The following is a 25261-nucleotide window of genomic DNA, read 5'->3' on the forward strand; positions in this document are numbered from 1 at the left end:
CGGCGGTGGAACGGGTCAGGGCGGCGTATAGCGCGATCGAGGCGGCCGACCGACCGGAGATCTGGATCCACCTGCGCCCGGAGTCGGAGGCACTGGCGGAGGCGGAGGCGGTGGACCGGCGCGCCGACGCACCGCCGTTGCGCGGCACGGTGCTGGCGGTCAAGGACAACGTCGACGTGGCGGGGATGCCGACCACCGCCGCCTGCCCGGAATTCGCCTTCGTGCCGGAGTCGGACGCCGAGTCGGTTTCCGCCCTTCGGCAGGCGGGCGCGGTGGTGATCGGGAAGACGAATCTCGACCAGTTCGCGACCGGTCTCGTCGGCACCAGGAGTCCATACGGCGCGGTGCGCGATTCGCGTCGCCCCGAGTACATCTCGGGCGGCTCCAGCTCGGGCTCCGCCGTGGCGGTCGCGCTCGGGCTGGTCGACCTCGCGGTCGGCACCGACACCGCCGGATCGGGCCGGGTGCCCGCCGCCCTGCAGGGGATCGTCGGGATCAAACCGACCTATGGGGTCGTCTCCGCCGAGGGCGTGGTGCCCGCGTGCGCGTCCTACGACTGCGTGACGATCTTCGCGCCCGACCTGCACTCGGCGACGCGGGCGATGGCCGTGCTCGCCGCTGGCGCACCGGGCCGGGCCTGGCCCGCGGACGTCCGGCTGGCCGCGCCGCCGCGTCCGCGGGTGGCCGTGCCGCGCGAGTTGCCCGGCCTGGATGCCGACTGGTCGGCGGCGTTCGGTGCGGCGGTCGACGCGCTGGCCGGATCCGGCGCCGAGATCGTGGAGATCGATCTCGGCCCGTTCCTCGAGGCCGCCAGGCTCCTCTACGACGGGGCATTGGTGACCGAGAGATACGCGGCCGTAGGGGAGTTCGTGCGTTCGCGGCCCGACGCCGTCGACCCCACCGTGCGGGCGATCGTCGCGCCTGCGGGCGAGATCGAGGCGCACCGGCTGATCGCCGACCGGAATCGCCTGCACCAGTTGCGGGCCGAGGCGATGGCGCGGTTGGCGGGCATCGACGCCCTGATGATCCCCACCGTGCCGGAGCATCCGACCATCGCCGAGGTCGCGGCCGACCCGATCGGGGTGAACTCACAGATGGGGACCTACACCAATTTCTGCAACCTCTTCGACCTCTGCGCGGTGGCGGTGCCCGCCGGGACCGCGGGACCCGCGCAGTTCGGGGTGACCGTGCTCGCCCGCGCCTTCGAGGATGCGGTCGCGGCGGACATCGCGGGGATGGTGAGCGGTTCGGTGGCCATGGGGTGGTCCGCCGTGGCGGCACCGTCGGTCGAACTGGCGGTGTTCGGCGCCCACCTGCTCGGCCAGCCGCTCGAGCATCAGCTCACCGCGCTCGGCGCCCGCTGGCTCGGGCCGGTGTGGACCGCGCCGAACTACCGGCTCACGGCCCTGGACACCGTGCCCCGCAAACCCGGACTCATCCGGGTGGCGGACGATGGGGTGTCGATCGCGGGGGAGAAGTGGCGGCTCTCCCCAGCGGCCCTCGGGTGTTTCCTCGCCGAGCTGCCGACACCGATGCAGCTCGGCGCCGTCGAGTTCGACGACGGCAGCTGGGGGACCGGATTCGGGTGCGATCACGCCGCGGCGGCGGGTGGTCGCGACATCAGCGAGTACGGCGGTTGGAAGGCGGCGCTGGCGGCGGGGGCACTGGGCTGAAGGCTGATGCTCTCGCACCCTCGACGGGTGGCCGCGCGCCTGCAATTGTTGAGGTGTGACTCGAGGAGGCGAGCAAGATGGACGTGAAGCAGTGGTCGGTGAGCGTCGTCATCGACGAGCACGACGGCCGAACACGGGCCAAGGCCCGGCTGAGCGCAGGCGACAAACCTGAGATGGTCGGCGTCGGGTTGGCCAGGCTGAACCCGGAGGACGCCGACGTACCGGCGATCGGTGACGAGCTGGCATCCGCGCGTGCACTGGCGGACCTGTCCCACCAACTGATCGAGGCCACCGCGGCCGATATCGAGGAGGTCACAAAGCAGCCGTCGAATCTCTTCAGCTAGTCATGAGCCGGAACCTGTTCGGTCCCACCCAGCCGAACACCGGCAGCACAGCTCGTGACCACCTCGCGAACGAGCGGACCTATCTCGCGTGGCATCGCACCGGTATCAGCGTCGCCGCGCTGGGTGTCGCGGTCGCGAAGTTCGCCCCGAACCGGGGCGGCCATGCGGTCGCCGCCGGGTTCATCCTGATGGGCGCCGGACTGCTGGTGTCCGCCTACGGGACCCTGCGCTACCGGGCCATCAGCAGGCAGATCGAGTCGGGGGAATTCGCGCCTGCGACCTTTGCCGCGATCGCCACCTCGAGTGTCGTGACGGTGCTCGCGCTGCTCGCCGTGGCGGTCCTGCTATGAGTCGGAAACGGCCGCGACGCATCGGAACCCGATGTGACTCATCCCGGTGTCGATCATCTGTGGCCGCCTGGCCGCAGGCCGATACCGTCGGCAGTAGCTGTCCGCGCACAGGAACGAACCGCCCTTGATCACCTTGCGGGGAACCCGGAACTGGGGCTGGCGGGGATCGAAACTCTCCGAGCGGCCGGGCCCGCGCGGGTTCCGGGGCGCGCAGCACGACTCCGCCGTGTCAGGGTGCCGGTCCGAATACCAGTCCGCGGTCCATTCCCACACATTGCCCGCCATGTCACAGAGGCCGTAGTCGTTCGGCGGGTAGCAGCCGACGGCGGTGGTGGTGCCGTAGCCGGTCTCGGCGCGCCAGGGGAAGTCCCCGTGCCAGTAGTTCGCCAGCCGACGGGATTCGGTTTCGGGGTCGTCGCCCCAGGTGAAGTCGGTGCCGTCGAGGCCGCCCCGCGCCGCCACCTCCCACTGCGCCTCGGTGGGCAGCGACCGGCCCGCCCACCGTGCGTACGCCTCCGCGTCCTCGAGCGCGACATGGACGACGGGGTGCTGCTCCAGTCCGGCTGTCGACGACCCGGGGCCGGTCGGGTGCTGCCACGACGCCCCGACGGTCCAGGTCCACCACTGGCTCAGGTGACGGAGGTCGACGGGGCCGGGCGTCGGCGTGAACACCATCGAGCCCGGTTGGAGGTTCTCGGAGGGAGCCCCGGGGAACTCGGCGGGATCGAGCGGGCGTTCGGCGACCGTGACATAGCCGGTGTCCCGCATGAATCGCGCGAACTGCGCGTTGGTGACCTGGTGGGTCTCGATGGCGAAGGCGTCGACCGCGACGCGATGCGCCGGGCCTTCTTCCCGGTAGTGCCGATCCGAGCCCATCGTGAAGGTCTGGGCGGGGATGCGCCGGACCTCGGAGAGGATCTGGGTTTCCAACGAAGCCTTTCCTACTGCCTGATCAGGTGACGGCCGACGAGAAGACGTTCGTCCAGTCGTTCTTCATGCTCACCACGGTCCAGTTCTTCTCTCGTGCGTGATCGAGGGCCTGCTCGGCTCCCGCGACATAGTCGAACTCGCGGTCGGCGTCGTCGTGCAGGATCAGCATCCGCAGGGCCGGGCGGTCGGGTTGCCCGGAGAAGGCCAGCATCGGCAGGTCGCCGTTGGAGTTGCCGACCGACAGGATCGGCCGTCGCCCGATCCGGCTCCAGATCCGGATCGGTTTCTCCGGTCCGTCGTCGAAGAAGTCCATCGCGGCCTTGTAGAGCAGGTCCGTCGCGTCCTCACCCTCGCGGTACGAGAGGCCGAGGGCACTGCCGATGATGCGTTCCGGCGGCACCCCATACAGGTGCCCGGCGACCGGCCGCATGAAGTCCCGATCGCCACCGGACGCGATATAGGTGGTGAACCCGTTCGCCTCCAGATAGCGCAGCAACTCGACCATCGGCGCGTATCCGCAGCCGTAGTACGGCCGACCCAGCGTCGGGTGGTCGGCGGCGTCGAAGAATGCGCGCACCCGCGCGTCGTAGTCCTCGACGGTGACCGAGTCGAATGCCTCGGTCACCGCGCCCATCAGCAGCTTCAGGTCGTCGTCGTCGCCGTGGTAGTGCTTGACCATCGCGGCGCCGAGCCAGTGGAGGTCGTTCTCGTGGGCCGCCTTCCACGGTTGCTTCTGCCGCAGATCGGGATCGCCCGCGGCCATCTCGGCGAACCGCCGGACGGTGAAGTCGAGCTGGATGGGCATCGGCTTCTCGCACCAGAGCGTGCCGTCGTTGTCGAAGACCGCCACCCGGTCCGCGGGTTCGACGAAGTCGGGGCCGCCCGTGGTGGTGACCCGCTCGACGAACTCGACGATCGCGGACCGCGCGGGGCCGTCCGCCCAGGATCCGAGATCGGTCCCCATGGGCGGTCAGTCCTTCGCCAGGAAGGCGTGCAGTTTGGCCACCGCGTGGTCGATGGTGAAGCTGGCCGGCTCCTGCCGCGGCGGGAACTCCTTGAAGGTCTCGAGGAACTGACTCGTGATGAAAGTTCCGTAGATGGCTATGTAGTCGTGGTCGAGGAACCAGTCCCAGTAGGTGTTCGAGGTGATGTCGGCGCGCTCGAACGGGTCGGTGCGCAGGTTGAACACCTTCGGTACCCGAAGTGCCGTGAACGGCTCGGCCCACAGCCCGAGGGTGCCCTTGGCACGCTGTTCCATGAACACGATCTTCCAGTTGTCGAAGCGTATGCCCAGCACGTCGCAGTCGTCGGAGAAGTAGATCAGCCCCCGACGTGGGGACGTCTCGACCTCGCCGGTGAGGTAGGGGAGCAGGTTGTAGCCGTCGATGTGCACCGTGAACGTCTTGTCACCGACCGCGTACCCGGTCTTCAGCTGATCGACCACCTCCGGTGCGCCAGCTGCGGCGAGGAAGGTCGGCAGCCAGTCGTGGTGCTGGACGATCTCGTTGGACACGCTGCCCGCGGGGATCTTGCCCGGCCAGCGGATCACCTCGGGGACACGGAAAGCGCCCTCCCAGTTGGTGTCCTTCTCGCTGCGGAACGGCGTGGTGGCGCCGTCCGGCCAGGTGTTGGCGTGGGGACCGTTGTCGGTGCTGTAGATGACGATGGTGTCCTCGGCGAGGCCCAGTTCGTCGACCGCGTCGAGCAGCCTGCCGACGTGCTTGTCGTGATCGACCATGGTGTCGTGGTACGGCGATTGCCAATGCCCGGCCTGGCCGAGGCTCTCCGGTTTCGTGTGGGTCCGCAGGTGCATGTGCGTGGTGTTCATCCACACGAAGAACGGTGTCTCGGATTCCTTCTGCCGCGTGATGAAGTCGATTGCCGCGGACACCGTCTCGTCGTCGATGGTCTCCATCCGCTTCTTGCTCAGCGGTCCGGTGTCCTCGATGCGTTGCTTTCCGACAGGCCCGTAACGCTGATCGACCTCGCCTGCATCCTCCTCTGTGGCCCAGCAGTGCAGGACACCGCGCGGCATCATCACCTCGTGGAGTCTGGGGTAGTCCTGTGCGCTCGGGTAGTCGGGCAGCTCGGGTTCCTCCTCGGCGTTGAGGTGGTAGAGATTGCCGAAGAACTCGTCGAACCCGTGCACGGTCGGTAGGTACTTGTTGAGGTCGCCGAGATGGTTCTTCCCGAACTGCCCGGTGGCATATCCGAGCGGCTTGAGCAGTTCGGCGATGGTGGGGTCCTCGGCCGACAATCCGATGTCCACTCCTGGGATACCGACCTTGCTCATGCCGGTGCGATACACGCTCTGGCCGGTGATGAACGAGGCGCGGCCCGCCGTGCAACTCTGCTCGCCGTACGAGTCGGTGAACTTCATGCCCTCGTCGGCGAGGCGGTCGATGTTCGGTGTCCGGTATCCCATCAGCCCGTCGCTGTAGCAGCTGAGATTGGTGATGCCGATGTCGTCGCCCCAGATCACCAGGATGTTGGGTTTGGTGTCCGCCATCGTTCGCTCCTCGCCGTGCGGTCGGATGCGTTCGCCCGGTGCCCATGGCGTCCGAGCCTTAGGAGTTTTGCGCTATCGACGCTGCTAGGGGTGCCCGTGATGCGCATCACCCGTCTCGGGTGAGAGTTGCCGTCGCGCTCGGTCCGTGGTGAGGATGTACGCGCTGATCAGGATGACCCACGCCGGGAACGCCAACGTCACCCACAGGCTGAAACTGACGACCACCAGCATGCTGAGCGCGAGCACGTAGGTGATGACCGCCAGGGTTCGCGGCATCAGGCCGGTGCGCAGCCAGATGGTTCCCAGCGAGATCATGAACACGGCCGCCATCCGGACCTCGTAGACGTTGTTGATGTGCAGCATCACCTCGCGGCCGAAGTACATCAGCTCGCCCTCCGGAGCTTTCGATTGCCGGGAGACCGCGAGGAGGCCGCCGGCGAGCGCCATCGAGACGCACATCATCGCGAGGAGCAGCAGCCCGCTGCCCAGGAAGACCGTCGAGAAGAATCGGTCCTCCAGCTCTCCGAACCGGTCGCGGACGACGCCCATGAACCAGAGGAAGGCGATGCCGGCGAAGGGGGCGAGCACCAGGGCGATGGTGATCTTGGTCTGGCCGCGCAGCCAGGGTGACCCGGTGGCGGCAGGCAGCGAGGTGCGCAACAGCACGATGCTGGCTGCGAACAGGACGCCGAAGACGATCCCGGCGACCGCCGCGGCGCGCGGCGTGCGCAGCTTTCGGAACTCGGCCTCTCCCAGCGTGCCGGCCATGGGGTCAATCTTCGCCGAAGACCGGCTGCAGGACCAGCAGTCCCCCGAACGGTCAGCTCAGGGTGCGGGCCAGATTGCCGGCGAGACCGGCGAAGGTGATCGCGTCCGATCGGTACCCGATGTAGCCGTCCGGGCGCACGAGGAACCCGGTTCGGTCGCCTGCGCCGTAGCCGGCGGCGAACCCGCCGTCGGCGTCGCGCAGGGTGATCCCCGAGACGCCGGGCAGGTCGGCGTCGCTTGCGACGATGAGGTGGCTGCGCACGGCAGGCCCGAAACGGTCGGTCACCTCGGCGGCGAGCGTGAGCTGCGTCGCGACGCCTGTTGAGTCGGAGGCCCAGAGCAGCAGCGTGTGGCCGGGGTGACGGAACAGTTCGTGCAGGCGGATCGGGAACGCCACGCTGTCCTGCCGCAGGCCCGCGGCATCGGGCGCGCGATCGCCTGGGCGGGGGACCGCGTCGGCAGGCCCGGACCCGATGCCGACCAACGGGCTCGAGGGATATCCGACGAGCAGCTGTGCCTCCCGCACGATCGCCTCGGCCGGGTCGGCCATGTCCGCGCCGATGCCCTCCCGCGCGCTCTTGACGGTGCGCCCGACCACCTCCTCGCCGACGGGGTGCCGTTCCTCGTGATAGCTGTCGAGGAGTGCAGGCGCCGCCGATCCGGTGACCGCCAGCGCCAGCTTCCAGCCGAGGTTGTATGCGTCCTGGACGCCGGTGTTCATGCCCTGCGCGCCGGTGGGCGGGTGGATGTGCGCGGCGTCGCCTGCCAGGAACACCCGACCGACGCCGTACCGGCCCGCCAGCCGGTGGCTGATCCGGAAGACTGAGGACCACCGCAGGTTGCTCGCGGTCGTCGGCTGGGGTGAGAGCCGGTCGAGCACGGCCTGCACGTGTCGCAGCTCGGGCCGTCGCCCGCCCTCGAGGCCGTGCGCGATCTCACCGGAACCCGCCGGGGCACTGGCGAGTTCGTCGGGAACGAGCATCGAGACCCGGTAGCGCCCCCGGCCGGGCAGCGGGATGCAGACCAGCAGGTCGTCGGTGACGCCGTCGGTCTGATGCATGGCACGGACGCCGTACCCGGTTGGCATGGTCCAGTCCACCTCGACGTCCGCGAGCATGTACTCCTCGGCGAAGGCGCCGCCCTCGAACGAGATGCCCAGCCCCTTGCGAACCAGGCTGTGCGCGCCGTCGCAGCCGACGAGATACTGCGACTCGACGGTGAACTCCCCGAACCCGTCCCTGACCGTGGCGCGAACCCCGGACGGATCCTGTTCGAACCCGGTGAGTTCGGTGCCCCTGGTGACCTGGCCGCCGAGGCCATCGAGTGCCTCGCCGAGGACCCGTTCGGTCTCGTACTGCGGGAGCGCGAGGAATCCGTACGGGACCTCGGGGGGCAGGGTGAGGTCGAGCTGGGCGACCTTGGTGCCGTTGACGTACACGAGCTGACCGCGCATCGTGGTCGCCGCGTCGAGCGCGGGGCGGGCCACTCCCATCGCGTCCCAGACCTCGACGGTGCGGGGTTGGATGCCGACGGCCTTCGCGTAGGGAGCGCGCTCGGTGAGACGGTCGACGACGATGACATCGACGCCGCGCCTGCGCAGCTCCACCGCGAGGCTCAATCCGACCGGGCCTGCCCCGACGATCAGCACATCGGCCGTCACGGGTGCCACCTGCGGTTCGACTGCCGAGGTCATCCTCGGATTCTGTCAGAGCCCGCCGAGTCGGGTGAGCAATTCGATCGCGCCGTCGGCGGTGGACCAGAGCGCTTCCATCTCCGCGGTCGCGGCCGGCGCTGTCTGCGGATTCTGCAGGGCGAATCCGTTGGCGAGGGTGAGGGTGTTGTACCCGCTGTCGGCGGCGCGCAGCAGCAGCTCGGAGGCGACGCCCTCGCCCGCGAGCCGATCGAGACCCTCGCCGAGGAAGTAGAACCCCCACAGGGGGCCGAGGTCGGCGCCGTACACGGCCTTCGTCCTGGAGACGATCGCGTCACCGTCGGTGGCGATGGAGTCGACGATCTTGTAGTAGTCGGCCACGTTCCGCTCGGTGGTGCCGGTCGTGGCGACGGCCCGGGCGAGGTCGACCGTCAGGTGCGCGTTGTAGCCGATCATGGCGACCCGGGCGGGGGACATGGTGCAGTCCCGACTCAGCGCGAAATAGCGTCCCCAGGCGGGTTCGGTTGGGGCGCCGGTGAACTCGGCGTGCACGTTGTCGAGGTAGCGGCGCAGCAGATCGGTGCTGATCGCGTGGGCCCACTCGGGGGTGACGAAGGCGGCGCTGTCGCGTTGCAGTGGCATGACGGCCCGCTGTACGACGGCGTCGAGTCCGATGCCGAACAGTCCGCGCCGGTCGCCGTGCGATACGAGGATGTCGGAGATCCGTTGCTGGCGGACCACCACCTCCTCGAGGCGGTCCATCGCCGCGGTCCCGGTGATCGTGGACGTGTCGGACAGCGCGGCGACGGTGCCTGTCTCGGCCGCGGACAGCGGGGTGCCGCAGGCCGAGGCCGTCGAGGGATCGGCTACCGCGGGCTGGGCGAGGGTGATCGAGGCGAGGAGAACGATCGAGGAGAGGGTGGCGAGGCGGGAGACGGACGTGCGGGCGGTGGTCCGGCGCAGGCTCATCGCCGGAGTGTAACGACGGTGGTGTGGTGCTGCCGGTTGTCCGGGAGCACACTTGACAGCGCCTAGAACACGTGTTCGACTCTCTGTATGCGATGGCAGGGGCAGGCTCTCGACGCCGACGACGGCGCCCTTCCCGGACTCGCCCGGGCTGGGCTCGTCCGCACTGTACAGACGCCCGAGTTCGAGGGCATCACCTTCCACGAGGTGTTGTGCAAGTCCGCGCTGAACAAGATGCCCGACGAGTCCACGCTGCCATTTCGTTTCACGGTCAATGCGTTTCGCGGCTGCTCCCATGCGTGCCGCTACTGCTTCGCCAGGCCGACCCATGAGTACCTCGACCTGGACGCGGGCCGTGACTTCGACAGCCAGGTCGTGGTGAAGACCAATGTCGCCGCCGTGCTCAGGCGCGAGCTGGCCCGTCGGTCGTGGAAGCGCGAGCACGTCGCGCTGGGGACCAACACGGATCCCTACCAGCGGGCCGAGGGGCGCTACCGGCTGATGCCCGGGATCATCGGGGCGCTCGCGGAGTCGGGCACGCCGTTCTCGATCCTCACCAAGGGCACCCTCCTGCGCAGGGACCTGCCCCTGCTCACCCTGGCGGCGCGCCAGGTTCCGGTGGGGATCGGGGTCTCGCTCGCGATCGGGGACCCGGACCTGCAGAAGGCGATCGAACCGGGCACGCCGTCGCCGAAGGCCCGGCTGGAGCTGATCAGGGCGATCACCGATGCGGGATTCGACTGCAACGTGATGGTGGCACCGGTGATTCCGTATCTCACCGACACGACGCGACATCTCGATGCCCTGCTCGGCGCGATCGCCGAGGCGGGCGCGACGGGGGTGACGGTGTTCCCGATGCACCTTCGGGGCAGTACCAGGGGCTGGTTCCTGAACTGGCTGGCCGAGGAACACCCCGCGCTGATCCGCAGGTACCGGCAGCTCTACGGCCGAGGCGCGTACGTGACCTCGGAGTATCAGACGTGGCTGCGCGAGCGGGTGCGGCCCATCGTCGAGAAGTACGGGCTCGGCGGTCGCTCGGAACACCGCCAGGAGTCCGCCCCTGCGCGCGCTCGCGAGCTCGTCGGGGCAGGCGCCGCGCCCGCGCTGACGCTGTTCTGACGCAGCGCCGAAACCTATAGTGGTAGTAGGGAAATAGTCAGCTTCAAAGGTCGGAAAAATGTCCGGGTGCTCCCGCTCGGGGTTGGTTCGTGGGGCGGTGGGTGGTGTGCTCGCGGCAGCGATCTGCGCGGGCCTCACCCCCGGTGAGACGGCAGCTCCCGGCTGGTCGCCCGCGCCCGCGCACTCGGCGTCGAGGGCCGAGGACGACGGCCGCTGCGGGCCGTTCCCGGATGCGTTGGCGACCGCGGTCGAGCAGGCGGCGGTAGACGGTGACATCGTCGGGATCGCCTTCGTGGACCGAGAGGCGGACGTCTACCTCGGCGCGGGCGATACCGCCGTGAGCTTCCCGGCGGCGTCCTTGACGAAGCTGTTCATCGCCGACGACTATCTCCATCGCAGCGCGGCGCGGGGGACGGCGATCGACCGCGAGCTGCTGGCCGGTGTCGTGTCCATGCTGGCCACCTCCGATGACGGCGCGGCCGAACTGCTGTGGACGATGGGCGGCGGTCCGGCTGTGGTCGAGCGCGTCGCCGAGCGATACGCGCTGTCCGCGACCTCGGCGGCCGACGCATGGTGGGACACCACGGTCACGGCCGCCGACATCGCCCACTACTACGATGGCCTGCTCTCCGGGCGAGGCGGCCTCTCGGCGCCAGCGCGGCAGATCATGATCGCCGGGCTGCAGGCGACCACGCCGGTGGCCGCAGACGGATTCGACCAGGACTTCGGGGTCTGGGCGACGCTGGCGCGGTTGGGCGGACCGGGAATCAAGCAGGGCTGGATGACGACGGGGGACAGGACGATCCGGCACTCGACGGGGTTCGGGGGACGGGACCACCGATACGTCCTGGTGGAGCTCGCGGCCCTCGACCCCGGGTCGCCGTCCGTCGCCGACGACATCGCGAACGCGGGCGCGAGTGCCAGGGCCACCGCGATCGTCGAGGCCGCGTTGCCCGCGAGGATCGCCGAGACCACCGCCTGCGTCAGCACCCCGTGACGTCCGCTTTGGCGCCCGCGCCATCGGGGTCGGCGAGTACATTCCGCTGTAGCGGCACGACCATCCGACCACGGAGTGTGCGATGACCGACGACAGCGAACCGAACGCGGAGCGGGCGCCCGAGCCGGTGGCCGATGAGGGCATGTCCACCTATCGTCGATGGCTGCGGACCGCGATCATCTACGTCCTGCTCGCCGTCGCGGGCTACCAGGTGCTCGGCTGGCTGCTGCACAACCTGCGCGGGTTCCTCGGCATGCTGTTCCTGGCGTGGCTCTTCAGCGTCACCATCGAACCGGTGGTCGACTGGTTCGAACGTCGTGGATGGCGCCGCGGCGCGGGCACCGGGCTGGTGCTGGTCTCCCTGTTCCTGTTCACCATCGGGTTCCTGGCGGTGTTCGGCGCGCTGCTGGCCGAGCAGCTAGCGCAGCTGCTCACCGCGCTGCCGGGGGCGGTCACCCGGCTGACGGAGTGGGCCAACCGGACGTTCGACACCAACTTCTCGACCGGAGAGGACCTGCTCAAGCTCACCCCGGACACCATTCGCGAACTCGCGCAACGCTTCACGCCCGGTGTGCTCGGGGTGGTCTCGTCCCTGCTGGGGGTCGTGTTCCAGGCGATGACCCTGCTGCTGTTCGTGTTCTACATGTCGGCGCAGGGCCCGGCGCTGCGCCGGACGATCTCGAGCTGGTTCCCGGCCCGGCAGCAGCAGGTCATCTCCACCGTGTGGGAGATCTCCGTCGAGAAGGCCGGCGGCTATGTGGTGTCCCGATTGATCCTGGCGGCGGTGAGCGCCGTCGCCACCGGCATTTTCCTCATGGTGATCGGGGTGCCGTACTGGCTCCCGCTGGCCATCTGGACCGGTGTGGTCTCGCAGTTCATCCCGACTCTCGGCACCTACCTCGCGATCGCGCTGCCGGCGATCATCGCCGCCGCGGCGCAGCCGATCGACGGGGTGTGGGTGGTGGCCTTCGGGACGGCGTACCAGCAGGTCGAGAACTACCTGCTGCATCCGCGCATCACGTCCAAGACCGTGTCGATCCACCCCGCTGTTGCCTTCGGCTCGGTGATCGTCGGGGCTTCGCTGTTCGGGGCGATCGGCGCGCTGGTGTCCGTCCCCGTCGTCGCGGTCATCCAGGCGCTCGTCGAAACCTACGGTCGCCGTTACGAACTCGTCCACGATCGACAGCCCGAACCCGACGCGCCCGCCGAGTAGCCGGGCCGGGCGCGTCGGGGCCGGCTACCGGTTCAGCGCGGCGGGGTTGTTCAGGTCGCGGGCCGCGTAGGTGTTGCAGGCGCTGACCTGACCGGTCTGGTAGCCGGTGGCGAACCATTTCATTCGCTGATCGGAGGAGCCGTGGGTCCAGCCCTCCGGGTTCACCCGGCCGCTCGTGGCCTGCTGGATCCGGTCGTCGCCCACCGAGGAGGCGGCGGACAGGGCGTCCCTGATGTCGTTCTCGCTCAGCTTCTTGAGGAACGGTGCGCCGCCGTCGGGGGCAGGCTTGGTGTCCGCGTAGTGCGCCCAGATGCCCGCGTAGCAGTCGGCCTGCAGCTCGGTCCGCACCGCTCCCGACGCGGCGCCCTTCGGGTCCGCCTGCGCCCGGCCGATGTCGCCGAGCTGGTTCTGGATGTGGTGGCCGATCTCGTGTGCGACCACGTACTCCTGCGCGAGTGGCCCCGCGCTCGAACCGAACTGATCCACCAGCAGCTGGAAGAAGCTGGTGTCGAAGTAGGCGGTGGAATCCGCGGGGCAGTAGAACGGGCCCACGTCGCTGGTGGCGTTGCCGCAGCCGGTGTTCACCGCGCCCGAGAAGAGCATGACGCCTGGTTCGGCGTAGCGGACGCCGGTCTGCTTCTGGAGCTCCTCGCCCCACACCGAGTCCAGGCTCGCCGTGGTGAACGCGACCCGGCAGTTCACGTCGCGGTTGGCGTCCGCTCCGGTCTGGCAGTTCTCCAGTTCCGAGATCGAGCCGGTCCCCAGCTGGGCGGAATCGGAGGCGCCGGTCAGCCCGCCGAGCAGCGAGCCCGGGTTGCCGCCGAGCAGCAGGGCCAACACGAGCACGACCAGCCCGCCGAGGCCGCCACCGAGCGCGGCCTTGCCGCCCCTGCCGCCTCCGCCGCGGTGGCCGCCGCCGACCGTCACGCGCCCCGAGTCCATCCGCGCACCCTCGTTGAAGGTCATCGTCGTCGCTTTCGTTCGAAGTCGAGGAACTGCGGATACAGCTTTACACGCGATCGCGCGCAAAGTTTCGACTGCGCCGTTATGTCTTCTGAGTGTCTCTCCGTAGGATCGCACCAACTGAGAAGTCGCTGGATATCTGTGAAAGGAACCCCGTGCTGCGCACCCACCTCGCCGGCTCGCTGCGAGCCGAGCACGCCGATCAAACCGTCACCCTCACCGGATGGGTTGCCAGGCGTCGCGATCACGGCGGAGTGATCTTCATCGATCTGCGCGACGCCTCCGGGGTCTCCCAGGTGGTCTTCCGTGAGGGCGAGGTCGCCGAACAGGCCCATCGCCTGCGCGCCGAGTACTGCGTCAAGATCACCGGCAGCGTCGAGGTCCGGCCGCAGGGCAACCAGAACTTCGAGATCCCGACCGGTGCGATCGAGGTCAACGCGACCAAGCTCGAGGTGCTCAACGAGAGCGCCCCGCTGCCGTTCCAGCTCGACGACCAGGTCGGCGAGGAAGCGCGCCTCAAGCACCGCTACCTCGACCTGCGTCGCGAAGGTCCCGGCCACGCGATCCGGCTCCGCTCCAAGGTCAACGCGGCCGCCCGCGAGGTGCTGGCACACCACGAGTTCATCGAGGTCGAGACCCCCACCCTGACCCGTTCCACCCCTGAGGGCGCCCGCGACTTCCTGGTTCCCGCGCGCCTGCAGCCGGGTAGCTTCTACGCGCTGCCGCAGAGCCCGCAGCTGTTCAAGCAGCTGCTGATGGTCGGCGGCATCGAGCGCTACTACCAGATCGCGCGCTGCTACCGGGACGAGGACTTCCGCGCCGATCGGCAGCCGGAGTTCACCCAGCTCGACATCGAGATGAGCTTCGTCGAGCAGGACGACGTCATCCACCTCGCCGAGGAGATCCTCGCCAACGTGTGGAAGCTGATCGGTCACCAGATCAGCACCCCGATCAAGCGGATGACCTACGCGGAGGCGATGCGCCGCTTCGGTTCCGACAAGCCGGACCTGCGTTTCGGGCTCGAGCTCGTCGAGTGCATGGAGTTCTTCAAGGACACCACCTTCCGGGTCTTCCAAGCCGAGTACGTCGGCGCCGTCGTCATGCCGGGAGGGGCGAGCCAGCCCAGGCGGCAGCTCGACGGCTGGCAGGAATGGGCCAAGCAGCGCGGCGCCAAGGGACTGGCGTATGTCCTCATCGGTGAGGACGGGGAGCTGACCGGTCCGGTTGCCAAGAACCTGACCGATGCCGAGCGCGAGGGCCTCGCCGCACACGTCGGTGCCAAGCCGGGCGACTGCATCTTCTTCGCGGCGGGCCCGACGAAGCAGATGCGCGCTCTGCTGGGTGCCGCCCGCGGCGAGATCGCGCGCAAGCAGGACCTCATCGACCCGAACGCGTGGGCCTTCGTGTGGGTCGTCGACGCGCCGATGTTCGAGCCGGCCGCCGACGCCACCGCCAGCGGCGACGTCGCCCTCGGCTACAGCGCATGGACCGCCGTGCACCACGCCTTCACCTCGCCCAAGCCCGAGTCGATGGACACCTTCGACACCGATCCCGCCAACGCGCTGGCCTACGCATACGACATCGTCTGCAACGGCAACGAGATCGGTGGCGGCAGTATTCGTATCCACCGCAAGGACATCCAGGAACGCGTCTTCAAGGTGATGGGTATCGACCATGAGGAGGCGGAGGACAAGTTCGGCTTCCTCATCGACGCCTTCTCGTATGGCGCGCCCCCGCACGGCGGCATCGCGTTCGGCTGGGACCGCATCACCGCGCTGCTCGCCGGGATGGACTCGATCCGCGAGGTCATCGCGTTCCCCAAGTCGGGCGGCGGAGTCGACCCGCTCACCGACGCGCCCGCGCCGATCACCCCGCTGCAGCGCAAGGAATCGGGCATCGACGTCAAGCCCGAGCCGAAGGGCAAGCCGGAGGAGCCGCAGGCAGGCACTGCGGCCTCCTGAACGGGCTCGCCGAACCCGACCGGCCCGCACCTACGGGTGCCGGTCCGGTCGGGTCCCGTCCCGGCGGGGCCGGGCACCGCAGACGAAGTCCCGATGAATATTCCAAACAGATCGGTCTGTTTCTGCAGGTCCGCACCGCGGGCCCCTCGGTAGCGGACCGGACGGGCGACCGAGGGGGCCCGCGTCGGGTCCCGGGCGGGTAGGTTGGACGGCGATGACCGCACTATTGGCCGACCCCGTTTCAGAGGTAGTCGCAGCAGCCGAGCAGCTGTTGGAGCGACGTACCGGAGCTCCGGTCACCCTCGTTGACCCCATCGATCTCGGCGGCAGCGGCCGCACGGTGGTGTTGCGCGTCCGCTGCGCCGAGAATCCCTTCTCGCTGCCGCGCACGTTGGTGATCAAGCAGGTCCGTGAGCTCTCCCCGGAAGCCGAGGCCAGGCGCATCGCCGCCTACGCGGCGCAGCCGGCCGACGAGCCGCGAGTGGTGGACACCGCCTTCCTCCGCGAGGCCGTCTCGTACCAGTTCGCGACCGCGCTGGCGACCGACAGCAGGCCGGGCCCGGAACTGATCGCCTACGACCTCGATGCCCGACTGCTGGTGCTCACCGACCTCGGTGACGCCACCCCGATCGCCGAACTGCTCCAGCAGGCCGACGAGGCCGCGGTCACCAACTCGCTGATGGCGTTGGCTCAGGCGATCGGCCGGATGCACGCCGCCACCGTGGGACGCGAGGAGGACTTCACCGCGCTGCTGCGCCGCGCCGACGTGCCGCACTTCGGCAACAGCATCTCCGAGCAGGTGGTCGCCTCCGCGCCGAAGGTGCCCGCGTTGCTGCGCCGCGAGCTCGGCATCGAGGTCGGCCAGGACATCGTCGATCTCGTCGGGCGGGCAGCGCGACTGTTCGACGGCGGCCGCTACCGCGCCTTCAGCCCGTCGGACCTGTGCCCGGACAACATCATCGTCAACGATGCAGGGGTCCGCTTCCTGGACTACGAGTGGGGCGGGTTCCGCGACGCGACGCTCGACATCGCCTATGCCCTCGTGTCGTTTCCCGGCTGCCTGTGCGGGGTCGAGCTGTCGCCGGAACGCTCGGCGGCGATGGCCGAGGCCTGGCGCGCCGAGGTCGTCGGCATGTGGCCGCAGCTCGCGGACGACGAGGTGCTCTGCACCAGGATGCTCGAGGCCCAGCTGATCTGGGTCTGGCTCTCGACCTACTGGTTCCTGCCCGACGACCACGAGCGGATCGCCGCCGCGCGGGAGCATCACCTGTCGTTGCCGCGATCGAAGGCGCTGATCGCGCGGTGGAACACGCTCGCGGCCTGCGCCGACCACGCCGGGTCTCCCGAGGTGGCCGCGCACGCCCGCGAGGTCGCGGACCGGCTCGCGACGTACTGGACGTAAGTACGACGAGGCCCGGTCCGCCCCGCGTCATCTCGCGGGGCGGACCGGTGCGCTAGGCGCCGGGCCGGTAGGAGGCGGCGTCGAGCGGCGCGCCGACCGGGAGCGCCCGCTGGGCGCCGTCCGCGACCCGGAAGCTCGCCGCATGGCGCACGGTCGCGCGCGGGTCGATCGGGTCGCTGACGTAGTACCAATCCATTTGTGAACCCTCGGTCGCGATCTCGAACACCCCGTACCCGTGCGAGTCGAGTTCGACGTACCGGACGTGCCGGTTGACCGCCTTGAATCCCTCCTCCGCCGCGACGCTGACGGTCCTCGGCGGCACGCCGAGCGTTTCGTCGATGTTCGGGGAGGTCACCGACGGCACCACGAACTCGGTGCCCACCGTCGGGCCGCCTGGGTAGTTCGCGGCGTCGACCGGTAGGTCGCAGGCCCAGGAGGTGTGGATGTCACCGGTGAGGAAGACCGTGTTGTCGACACCCGCGGTCGTGATCGCGTCGAACAGCCGGCGGCGGTCGGCGGAGTAGCCGTCCCACTGGTCGGTGTTGTACGGAACACCGGCGTCGGGCAGCCCGACCATGTCGGTCAGCGCCGCGGTGGTCTTCGTGTCCAGCGGCGGGAACAGGCAGGGCGCGATCATCACGGGGTTGCCGACCACCTTCCACTGGGTCGGCGACGACACGATCCCCTTGGTGAGCCAGTCCATCTGGGCGCGGCCGGTGATGGTCCGGTCGGGGGAGTCCACCTTGCGCCAACCGGCCCCAGACGATGCCGGCTCGTCGCGGTAGGTGCGCAGGTCGAGCATCGAGATCTCCGCCAGGTTGCCGAACCGGAACCGCCGGTACAGCGTCACCTCGGTGCCGGACCCGGTGACCCGCACCGGCATCCACTCGAAGTAGGCCCGCGCGGAATTGGCCTTGCGGGTGGCCCAGTTGCCCTCGGTGGCGGGGTCGTGGTTCTCCGCGCCGCCGTCGAAGGAGTTGTCCGCGGACTCGTGGTCGTCCCAGGTTGCGATGAACGGCAGCCGGGCGTGCAGGGCCATCAGGTCCGGGTCGGTCTTGTACTGCGCGTGCCGGATCCGGTAGTCGGCGAGGGAGACGATCTCGTGTGCCGGCTCGTGCGGACGGACGGATCCGTTGCGTCCCCCGTACTCGCCCCGGCCGTACTCGTAGATGTAGTCGCCGAGATGCAGGATCGCGTCCAGGTCCTCGCGCTGCGCGAGGTGGCGGTACGCGCCGAAGTAGCCTGCCTCCCAGTTGGAACAGGACACCACGCCGAACCGCAGTCGCGCCAGGTCCGCGTCGGTTGCCGGTGCCGTGCGGGTGCGCCCGACGGGGGAGACCTGGCCTGCGACCGCGCCGCCGCGGGCGGTGAAGCGGTAGTGGTAGGCGGTCGCGGGCTTGAGTCCGGTGACGTCGACCTTGACGGTGTGGTCGGTGCCGGCGTCAGCGGACACCGTGCCGCTGCGCACCACGGCGGCGAAGCCGGGATCGGTCGCGACCTGCCAGTCCAACGAGATCGCCTCGCCCGCACCGGAGCCGGGCAGCGCGTCGGCGGACGGCGTGACGCGGGTCCAGATGATGACGCGGTCGGGGAGCGGGTCGCCGGAGGCAACGCCGTGCGCGAATCCGACGGCGGGTGCTGTGGGTGCCGCGGCGGCAGCGCCCGCGGCCGCGACGGTGATGCCCGCGCCGGCGAGCGCGGCGGAACTCTTCAGCAGGGTCCGCCTGGTCACGCTCGGCAGGGTGGTGTGGTCGGGAAGGCAGTTGTCAGACACCCGAGGATCACAGCCGATCATGGACGTGTGTTCAATCGATAACGGTCCCGATCGCTCAGTGTTCACCTGACGTTTGCTGTCACGTCGTCCGGGCGCGGTCGGACGGGAGTTCATGCGCCCGGCCGGTGGGCGGCGGGGTCGAGCGGTGTGCCGACCGGGAGCGTGCGCTGGGCGCCGTCCGCGACCCGGTAGCTCGCCCCGTGGCGCACGGTCGCGCGCGGGTCGATCGGGTCGCTGATGTAGTACCAGTCCATTTGTGAACCGGCGGTGGCTATCTCGAACACCCCGTACCCGTGCGAGTCGAAGTCGAGGTACCGGATGTGCCGGTTGACCGCCTTGTAGGCCTCCTCGGCCGCGAGGCTGGCGGTCCGCGGCGGCACGCCCAGTGAGTCGTCCATGTTCGGGGAGGTCACCGACGGCACCACCAGCTCGGTGCCGATCGTGGCGCCGCCTGGGTAGTTCGCGGCGTCGACCGGTAGGTCGCAGGCCCAGGAGGTATGGACATCGCCCGTCAGGAAGACCGTGTTGTCGACGCCCGCCGTGGCGATGGCGTCGTACAGCCGGCGGCGGTCGGCGGCGTAGCCGTCCCACGAGTCGGTGCCGTAGGGAATGCCCGACTGGGGCAGTCCGGTCAAATCGGTGAGTGCCTTGGTGGTCTTGGGGTCCAGTGGCGGGATCAGGGTGGGTGCGATCATCACCGGGTTGCCCACCACCTTCCACCGCGTCGGCGAGGACACGATTCCCTTGGTGAGCCAGTCCATCTGGGCGCGGCCGGTGATGGTCCGGTCGGGGGAGTCCACCGCGCGCCCTGCGGTTGCGGTGGTCTGCTCGTCCCGGTAGGTGCGCAGGTCGAGCATGGAGATCTCGGCGAGGTTGCCGAAGCGGAAACGCCGGTAGGTCGTCACCGCGGTGCCTGTACCGGTGGGCCGCACCGGCATCCACTCGAAGTAGGCCCGCGCGGAGTTGGCCTTGCGGGTGGCCCAGTCGCCCTCGGTCGCCGGGTTGTGGTTCTCGGCGCCACTCTTGTAGGCGTTGTCAGCGGACTCGTGGTCGTCCCAGGTCGCGATGAACGGGATCCGGGCGTGCAGGGCCATCAGGTCCGGGTCGGTCTTGTACTGCGCGTGCCGGATCCGGTAGTCGGCGAGGGAGACGATCTCGTGGGCAGGGTCGTGCGGCCGGACCGACCCGTTGCGCGCTCCGTACTCCCCGCGTCCGTACTCGTAGATGTAGTCGCCGAGGTGCAGGATCGCGTCGAGGTCCTCGCGCTGCGCCAGGTGGCGGTACGCGGAGAAGTAGCCGGCCTCCCAGTTGGAGCAGGACACCACGCCGAACCGCAGCCGCTGGATGTCCGCGTCGTTCGCGGGTGCGGTGAGGGTGCGCCCGACGGGGGAGACCTGACCGGCGACGGCGCCGCCGCGGGCGGTGAAGCGGTAGTGGTAGACCGTGGCGGGTTCGAGGCCCGTCACGTCGACCTTCGCGGTGTGGTCGGTGCCGGCATCCACGGTCACGGTGCCACTGCGGACGACGGTGGCGAAGGCGGGATCGCGGGCCACCTGCCAGTCCAACGAGATCGCCTCGCCCGCTCCCGAGCCGGGCAGCGCGTCGGCGGACGGCGTGACGCGGGTCCAGATGATGACGCGGTCGGGGAGCGGGTCGCCGGAGGCGACGCCGTGCGCGAAGCCGACGGCGGGTGCGGCGGCGGCAGTGCCCGCCGTCGCGACTGTGAGGCCCGCACCCGCGAGCGCGGCGGAGCTCTTCAGCAGGGTCCGCCTGCTCAGGCTCGGCAGGGTGGTGCGGTCGGGAAGCCAGTTGTCAGACACCCGAGGATCACAACCGAACTTGGACGTCCGTTCAATTCGTAGCGGGGTCCATCGCGCAGTGTTCATCTGACGTTCGCTGCCATGTCGTCCGGTGCGGTCGGAGGCGCCCGCGTCGGTGCGCTTTAGTAGCGTCGACGCGTGAGCGATTGGCTGGGAACTTCCGACGGCGGCGCGGACGCGGGGCTGTTCGCCGCCCCTGGGGAAGCCGCGGATCAGGCTGGGCCGCTGACCGCGGGCCTGCCACTGGTGCGCCCGGACGCGCCGCTCGCGGTTCGGATGCGCCCGGTGAACCTCGACGAGGTGGTCGGGCAGGGACATCTGCTGGGACCGGGCGCGCCGCTGCGCAGGCTCGTGGACGGTTCGGGCGCGGCGTCGGTGATGCTCTACGGTCCGCCCGGAACCGGAAAGACCACCCTCGCCTCGCTGATCTCTCGTGCGACCGGCCGCAGGTTCGAGGCGTTGTCCGCGCTGTCGGCGGGGGTGAAGGATGTCCGCGCGGTGATCGACCTGGCCCGCAGGCGGCTCACCGCGGGGGAGCAGACGGTGCTCTTCATCGACGAGGTGCACCGATTCTCCAAGACGCAGCAGGACGCGCTCCTCGCCGCGGTCGAGAACCGGATCGTGCTGTTGGTCGCGGCCACCACCGAGAACCCCTCGTTCTCGGTGGTGTCGCCGCTGCTGTCCCGGTCGCTGGTCCTGCAGTTGCACTCGCTCACCGAGGTCGACATCCGCGCGCTGCTCGAGCGGGCCGTCGCGGATCCGCGCGGGCTCGGCGGTTCGGTCAGCCTCACGGACGAGGCCCGCGATCATCTCGTGCGGCTGGCGGCGGGAGACGCCCGACGAGCCCTGACCGCGCTGGAGGCGGCCGCGGGCGCGGCGCTCGATTCGCCTGCCGAGGACGGCTCGGCCGTGGTCGACCTCGAGACCGTCGAGGCGAGCGTGGACAAGGCGGCCGTCCGCTACGACCGCGACGGCGACCAGCACTACGACGTGATCAGCGCGTTCATCAAGTCGATCCGCGGCTCGGACGTGGACGCCGCGCTGCACTACCTGGCCCGGATGATCACTGCGGGCGAGGACCCCCGCTTCATCGCCCGCCGGTTGGTGGTGCACGCGAGCGAGGACATCGGCATGGCCGATCCGACCGCGCTGCAGACCGCGACCGCGGCCGCGCAGGCCGTCCAGCTCATCGGTATGCCGGAGGCCCGGCTCGCGCTTGCGCAGGCCACGATCCACCTGGCGACCGCGCCGAAGTCGGGAGCGGTGATCGCCGCCATCGGCGCGGCCATGGCCGATGTGTCCGCGGGGAAGTCGGGGCTGGTGCCGCCGCACCTGCGGGACGGGCACTACGCGGGCGCCGAGAAGCTGGGCAACGCGGTCGGGTACCGCTACCCCCACAATGCGGCCGACGGCGTGTTGCCGCAGCAGTACCCGCCGGACGAGCTGATCGGCGTCGACTACTACCAGCCGACCGGGCACGGCGCCGAGCGCGAGATCGCCGCGCGGGTGGGCAAGTTGCGGCGGATCGTGCGGGGCTGACGCGGCCCCCGAGCGCTGCGCACCCCGGCATCCTCGGCACGTTAAGCTGGATATTCATCCGCGACGCCCATGAAGTAAGGACCGGTTAGTGCAGACCCACGAGATCCGCAGGCGATTCCTCGACCACTTCGTCAAGGCGGGTCACACCGAGGTGGCCAGCGCCTCGCTGATCTTCGACGACCCGAACCTGCTGTTCGTCAACGCGGGCATGGTGCAGTTCAAGCCGTACTTCCTCGGCCAGCAGACCCCGTCGTACGACACCGCGACCAGCGTGCAGAAGTGTGTGCGTACCGGTGACATCGAGAACGTCGGCGTCACCACCCGGCACAACACCTTCTTCCAGATGGCGGGCAACTTCAGCTTCGGCGACTACTTCAAGCGCGGCGCGATCAAGCACGCGTGGGCGCTGCTGACGAACAGTGTCGAGGACGGCGGCTACGGCTTCGATCCCGAGCGCCTGTGGGTCACCGTCTACTTCGACGACGACGAGGCCCGCGACATCTGGAAGGAAGAGGCCGGCATCCCGGACGAGCGCATCCAGCGCCGCGGCATGGCCGACAACTACTGGTCGATGGGTGTGCCCGGCCCGTGCGGCCCCTGCTCGGAGATCTACTACGACCGAGGCCCCGAGTACGGAGTCGAGGGCGGCCCCGAGGCCGACGAGGACCGCTACCTCGAGATCTGGAATCTCGTGTTCATGCAGAACGAGCGCGGCGACGGCACCGGCAAGGACAGCTTCGAGATCCTCGGCCCGCTGCCCAAGCAGAACATCGACACCGGCATGGGTGTCGAGCGCGTCGCGTTCCTGCTGCAGGACGTCGACAACGTGTACGAGACCGATCTGGTGCGCCCCGTGATCACCAAGGCCGAGGAGCTGACCGGCCGCGCCTACGGCACCGACCACGAGTCCGACGTCCGGTTCCGCGTCATCGCCGACCACGCCCGCACCGCCGTGATGCTCATCGCGGACGGCGTCAACCCCGGCAACGAGGGCCGCGGCTACGTGCTGCGCCGGCTGCTGCGCCGCATCGTGCGCTCCGCGAAGCTGCTCGGCGCCGACAAGCCCAGCATGAGCGAGTTCGTCACCGTCGTCCGCGACACCATGTCGCCGTCCTACCCGGTCCTCGCCACCGACTTCGACCGGATCCTCGGCGTCGCGGTCGGCGAGGAGACCGCGTTCCTGCGCACCCTCGCGTCCGGATCGAAGATGTTCGAGTCCGAGGCGGACGAGGTCAAGGCCGCGGGCAAGAAGGTCTTCGGCGGCAGCGAGGCGTTCGTCCTGCACGACACCTACGGCTTCCCGATCGACCTGACCCTCGAGATGGCCGCCGAGGCAGGCCTGTCCGTCGACGAGGACGGCTTCCGCTCGCTGATGGCCGAGCAGCGCAAGCGTGCCAAGGAGGACGCCCAGTCCCGCAAGCACGCGCACGCCGACCTGAGCATCTACAAGGAGTTCGTCGACCGCGGCGAGACCGAGTTCACCGGCTTCGCCGAACTGACCACCGAGGCAACGGTTCTCGCGCTGATCTCCGGCGGTGTCCGGGTGCCGACGGCGACCACGGGTCAGGAGGTCGAGGTGATCCTCGACCGCACCCCGCTGTACGCCGAGTCCGGCGGTCAGATCGCCGACATCGGCACCATCACCGGTCCCGGCCTCCGGGTGCGGGTGCGGGATGTGCAGAAGATCGCCAAGAAGCTGTGGGTCCACAAGGTCACCGTCGAGGAGGGGCAGCTCACCGAGGGCGACGCGATCCTCGCGCAGGTCGACCCGGCCTGGCGGTCCGGCGCCACCCAGGGCCACTCCGGCACTCACATGGTGCACGCGGCGCTGCGGCAGGTCCTCGGCCCGAACACCACCCAGAAGGGTTCGCTGAACAAGCCCGGCTACCTGCGGTTCGACTTCGCGTGGCAGAACCAGCTGTCGGCGCATCAGCTCGCCGACATCGAGGCCGTCGCCAACGAGGCCGTCGCCGCCAACCACACCGTCAACACGTTCGTCACCGACCTGACCAGGGCCAAGCAGATGGGCGCGATGGCGCTGTTCGGCGAGAACTACGGCGACGAGGTCCGGGTCGTCGAGATCGGCGGCCCGTTCTCGATGGAACTCTGCGGCGGCACCCACGTGCGGTCGTCGGCGCAGATCGGTCAGATCACCATTCTCGGCGAGTCGTCGGTCGGCTCCGGGGCGCGCCGCGTCGAGGCGTTCGTCGGCCTCGACTCCTACCGCTACCTCGCGAAGGAGCGCGCGCTGCTCGCCGGCGTCGCGACGGCGCTGAAGGTGCCGTCCGACGAGGTGCCCGGTCGCGTCGAGCAGCTCGTCGAGCGACTCAAGGTCGCGGAGAAGGAACTCGAGGCGACCAAGGCTGCGGCCGTGCTGGCGTCGGCCGGGACATTCGTCGACAAGGCCGAGCGGATCGGTGCTCTGCTGCTGGTGGCCGAAGCGGCCCCTGCCGGTGTCGCGGGCAACGACCTGCGCACCCTGGTCACCGACATCCGCGGACGGTTCGGCACCGAACCCGCCGTCGTCGTGCTCCTCGGTGATGCCGACGGCAAGGTGCCGTTCGTGGTCACCGCCAACAAGGCGGCCCAGGACCTCGGCGTGAAGGCGGGCGACCTCGTCGCCGCGTTCGGGCCGAGCATCGGTGGCCGCGGCGGCGGCAAGCCGGAGATGGCCCAGGGCTCGGGCACTGACGCGGCGGGCATCCCGGCCGCGCTCTCGGCGGTACGCGCCCGCGTCGCCGAGATCGCCGGGTGAGCGAGGCCGACCAGCCCGGCGACCTGGGGCGGGGTCGCCGGATCGGGGTCGATGTCGGCAGCGTCCGGATCGGCGTCGCCGCCAGCGATCCGGACGGGATCCTGGCCACCCCGGTGGAGACCGTGCCGAGGGCCAAGTCCCGAGCCGACAGGTCGGACATCGAGCGACTCGCCGCGATTGTCGCGGAATACGAGGCCGTCGAGGTTATCGTCGGATTGCCGCGGACGCTGCGAGGGGAGAGCGGATCCGCGGCAGGACTCGCCTCGAAGTTCGCCGCGCAGCTCCGGGATCGGTTGGCGCCCATCCCGGTTCGCATGACCGATGAACGCTTCACGACCGTGACCGCGTCCAGGGCCCTGCGTGAGAGCGGGGTCAAGGCGAAGGGACAGCGGTCGGTGATCGACCAGGCCGCGGCCGTGGCGATCTTGCAAGGATGGTTGGACCAGCGCAGCAGGGCACTGCACTCGGAGCAGTCCCTGCCCTCACAGATGGAGGACGGCCAGTGACCGATACCCGGTCGAGGGGGC

20 protein-coding genes are annotated in these 25261 nt (G+C 69.6%); 11 read left to right on the forward strand and 9 right to left on the reverse strand.

Annotated features, from left to right (window positions below):
• The first annotated feature begins 5 nt into the window (after positions 1-5).
• The 3 genes from atzF to BR31_RS0102915 all read left to right on the forward strand — a co-directional run bounded on the left by atzF (position 6) and on the right by BR31_RS0102915 (position 2367).
• Positions 6-1673 (forward strand): allophanate hydrolase, encoded by a 1668-nt coding sequence (gene atzF / locus BR31_RS0102905; RefSeq protein ID WP_231496361.1) that lies wholly within the window; start codon positions 6-8, stop codon positions 1671-1673.
• Positions 1674-1750: 77 nt separating this feature from the next.
• On the forward strand, positions 1751-2017 hold the full coding sequence (locus BR31_RS0102910) for a DUF1876 domain-containing protein (protein WP_027499636.1): 267 nt from the start codon (positions 1751-1753) through the stop codon (positions 2015-2017).
• Positions 2018-2019: 2 nt separating this feature from the next.
• A complete protein-coding gene (locus BR31_RS0102915) occupies positions 2020-2367 on the forward strand; it encodes a YidH family protein (RefSeq protein WP_027499637.1) in 348 nt (115 codons plus the stop codon).
• On the opposite strand, the gene BR31_RS0102920 is transcribed toward BR31_RS0102915, so the two are convergent.
• The 6 genes from BR31_RS0102920 to BR31_RS0102945 all read right to left on the reverse strand — a co-directional run bounded on the left by BR31_RS0102920 (position 2362) and on the right by BR31_RS0102945 (position 9194).
• Positions 2362-3243 (reverse strand): formylglycine-generating enzyme family protein, encoded by an 882-nt coding sequence (locus BR31_RS0102920; RefSeq protein ID WP_051636937.1) that lies wholly within the window; start codon positions 3241-3243, stop codon positions 2362-2364. The genes BR31_RS0102915 and BR31_RS0102920 overlap by 6 nt on opposite strands.
• A 76-nt stretch (positions 3244-3319) precedes the next feature.
• Positions 3320-4261 (reverse strand): HAD family hydrolase, encoded by a 942-nt coding sequence (locus BR31_RS0102925; protein ID WP_027499639.1) that lies wholly within the window; start codon positions 4259-4261, stop codon positions 3320-3322.
• A 6-nt stretch (positions 4262-4267) separates the two neighbouring features.
• Positions 4268-5806 (reverse strand): arylsulfatase, encoded by a 1539-nt coding sequence (locus BR31_RS0102930; protein WP_027499640.1) that lies wholly within the window; start codon positions 5804-5806, stop codon positions 4268-4270.
• 84 nt (positions 5807-5890) lie between these two features.
• Positions 5891-6574, reverse strand: coding sequence for a hypothetical protein (locus BR31_RS0102935; protein WP_027499641.1), 684 nt, complete (start codon positions 6572-6574; stop codon positions 5891-5893).
• Positions 6575-6626: 52 nt separating this feature from the next.
• Positions 6627-8267, reverse strand: a complete 1641-nt coding sequence (locus tag BR31_RS0102940) for an FAD-dependent monooxygenase (protein ID WP_051636898.1) — start codon at positions 8265-8267, stop codon at positions 6627-6629.
• Positions 8268-8279: 12 nt separating this feature from the next.
• Entirely contained in the window at positions 8280-9194 is a 915-nt protein-coding gene (locus BR31_RS0102945; protein WP_051636899.1) for a DUF5995 family protein, read from the reverse strand.
• Positions 9195-9281: 87 nt separating this feature from the next.
• On the opposite strand from BR31_RS0102945, the gene BR31_RS0102950 reads away from it, so the two are divergent.
• The 3 genes from BR31_RS0102950 to BR31_RS0102960 all read left to right on the forward strand — a co-directional run bounded on the left by BR31_RS0102950 (position 9282) and on the right by BR31_RS0102960 (position 12520).
• Positions 9282-10310, forward strand: a complete 1029-nt coding sequence (locus tag BR31_RS0102950) for an Rv2578c family radical SAM protein (RefSeq protein WP_027499644.1) — start codon at positions 9282-9284, stop codon at positions 10308-10310.
• A 106-nt stretch (positions 10311-10416) separates the two neighbouring features.
• A complete protein-coding gene (locus tag BR31_RS27275) occupies positions 10417-11307 on the forward strand; it encodes a hypothetical protein (protein WP_156042339.1) in 891 nt (296 codons plus the stop codon).
• A gap of 142 nt (positions 11308-11449) precedes the next feature.
• On the forward strand, positions 11450-12520 hold the full coding sequence (locus BR31_RS0102960; RefSeq protein WP_051636938.1) for an AI-2E family transporter: 1071 nt from the start codon (positions 11450-11452) through the stop codon (positions 12518-12520).
• Positions 12521-12544: 24 nt separating this feature from the next.
• Here the strand turns inward: BR31_RS0102960 and ypfJ are convergent, their stop codons facing one another.
• On the reverse strand, positions 12545-13486 hold the full coding sequence (gene ypfJ / locus BR31_RS0102965) for a KPN_02809 family neutral zinc metallopeptidase (protein WP_027499646.1): 942 nt from the start codon (positions 13484-13486) through the stop codon (positions 12545-12547).
• Between the two features lie 152 nt (positions 13487-13638).
• Between ypfJ and aspS the strand changes: the two genes are divergently transcribed.
• Both aspS and BR31_RS0102975 read left to right on the forward strand, forming a co-directional pair.
• A complete protein-coding gene (gene aspS, locus BR31_RS0102970; RefSeq protein ID WP_027499647.1) occupies positions 13639-15444 on the forward strand; it encodes an aspartate--tRNA ligase in 1806 nt (601 codons plus the stop codon).
• A 214-nt stretch (positions 15445-15658) separates the two neighbouring features.
• A complete protein-coding gene (locus BR31_RS0102975) occupies positions 15659-16846 on the forward strand; it encodes a phosphotransferase family protein (protein ID WP_027499648.1) in 1188 nt (395 codons plus the stop codon).
• 52 nt (positions 16847-16898) lie between these two features.
• On the opposite strand, the gene BR31_RS0102980 is transcribed toward BR31_RS0102975, so the two are convergent.
• Positions 16899-18641 (reverse strand): alkaline phosphatase D family protein, encoded by a 1743-nt coding sequence (locus BR31_RS0102980; RefSeq protein WP_051636901.1) that lies wholly within the window; start codon positions 18639-18641, stop codon positions 16899-16901.
• An 89-nt stretch (positions 18642-18730) separates the two neighbouring features.
• Complete coding sequence (locus tag BR31_RS0102985; RefSeq protein WP_231496347.1) at positions 18731-20440, reverse strand: alkaline phosphatase D family protein; 1710 nt, start codon at positions 20438-20440, stop codon at positions 18731-18733.
• 138 nt (positions 20441-20578) lie between these two features.
• Between BR31_RS0102985 and BR31_RS0102990 the strand changes: the two genes are divergently transcribed.
• From BR31_RS0102990 to ruvX, 3 genes are all read left to right on the forward strand, one after another.
• Entirely contained in the window at positions 20579-21979 is a 1401-nt protein-coding gene (locus tag BR31_RS0102990; RefSeq protein WP_027499651.1) for a replication-associated recombination protein A, read from the forward strand.
• Positions 21980-22067: 88 nt separating this feature from the next.
• Positions 22068-24734, forward strand: a complete 2667-nt coding sequence (alaS, locus tag BR31_RS0102995; RefSeq protein WP_027499652.1) for an alanine--tRNA ligase — start codon at positions 22068-22070, stop codon at positions 24732-24734.
• The gene (gene ruvX / locus BR31_RS0103000) at positions 24731-25240 is read left to right on the forward strand and encodes a Holliday junction resolvase RuvX (RefSeq protein ID WP_027499653.1); all 510 of its coding nucleotides are present in this window, start codon (positions 24731-24733) and stop codon (positions 25238-25240) included. The genes alaS and ruvX overlap by 4 nt, the downstream gene beginning before the upstream one ends.
• Positions 25241-25261 lie beyond the last annotated feature (21 nt).

Origin of the sequence: Rhodococcus sp. UNC363MFTsu5.1 (assembly GCF_000686785.1) — a bacterium.
In the GTDB taxonomy this organism is placed as follows: domain Bacteria; phylum Actinomycetota; class Actinomycetes; order Mycobacteriales; family Mycobacteriaceae; genus Rhodococcus_G; species Rhodococcus_G maanshanensis.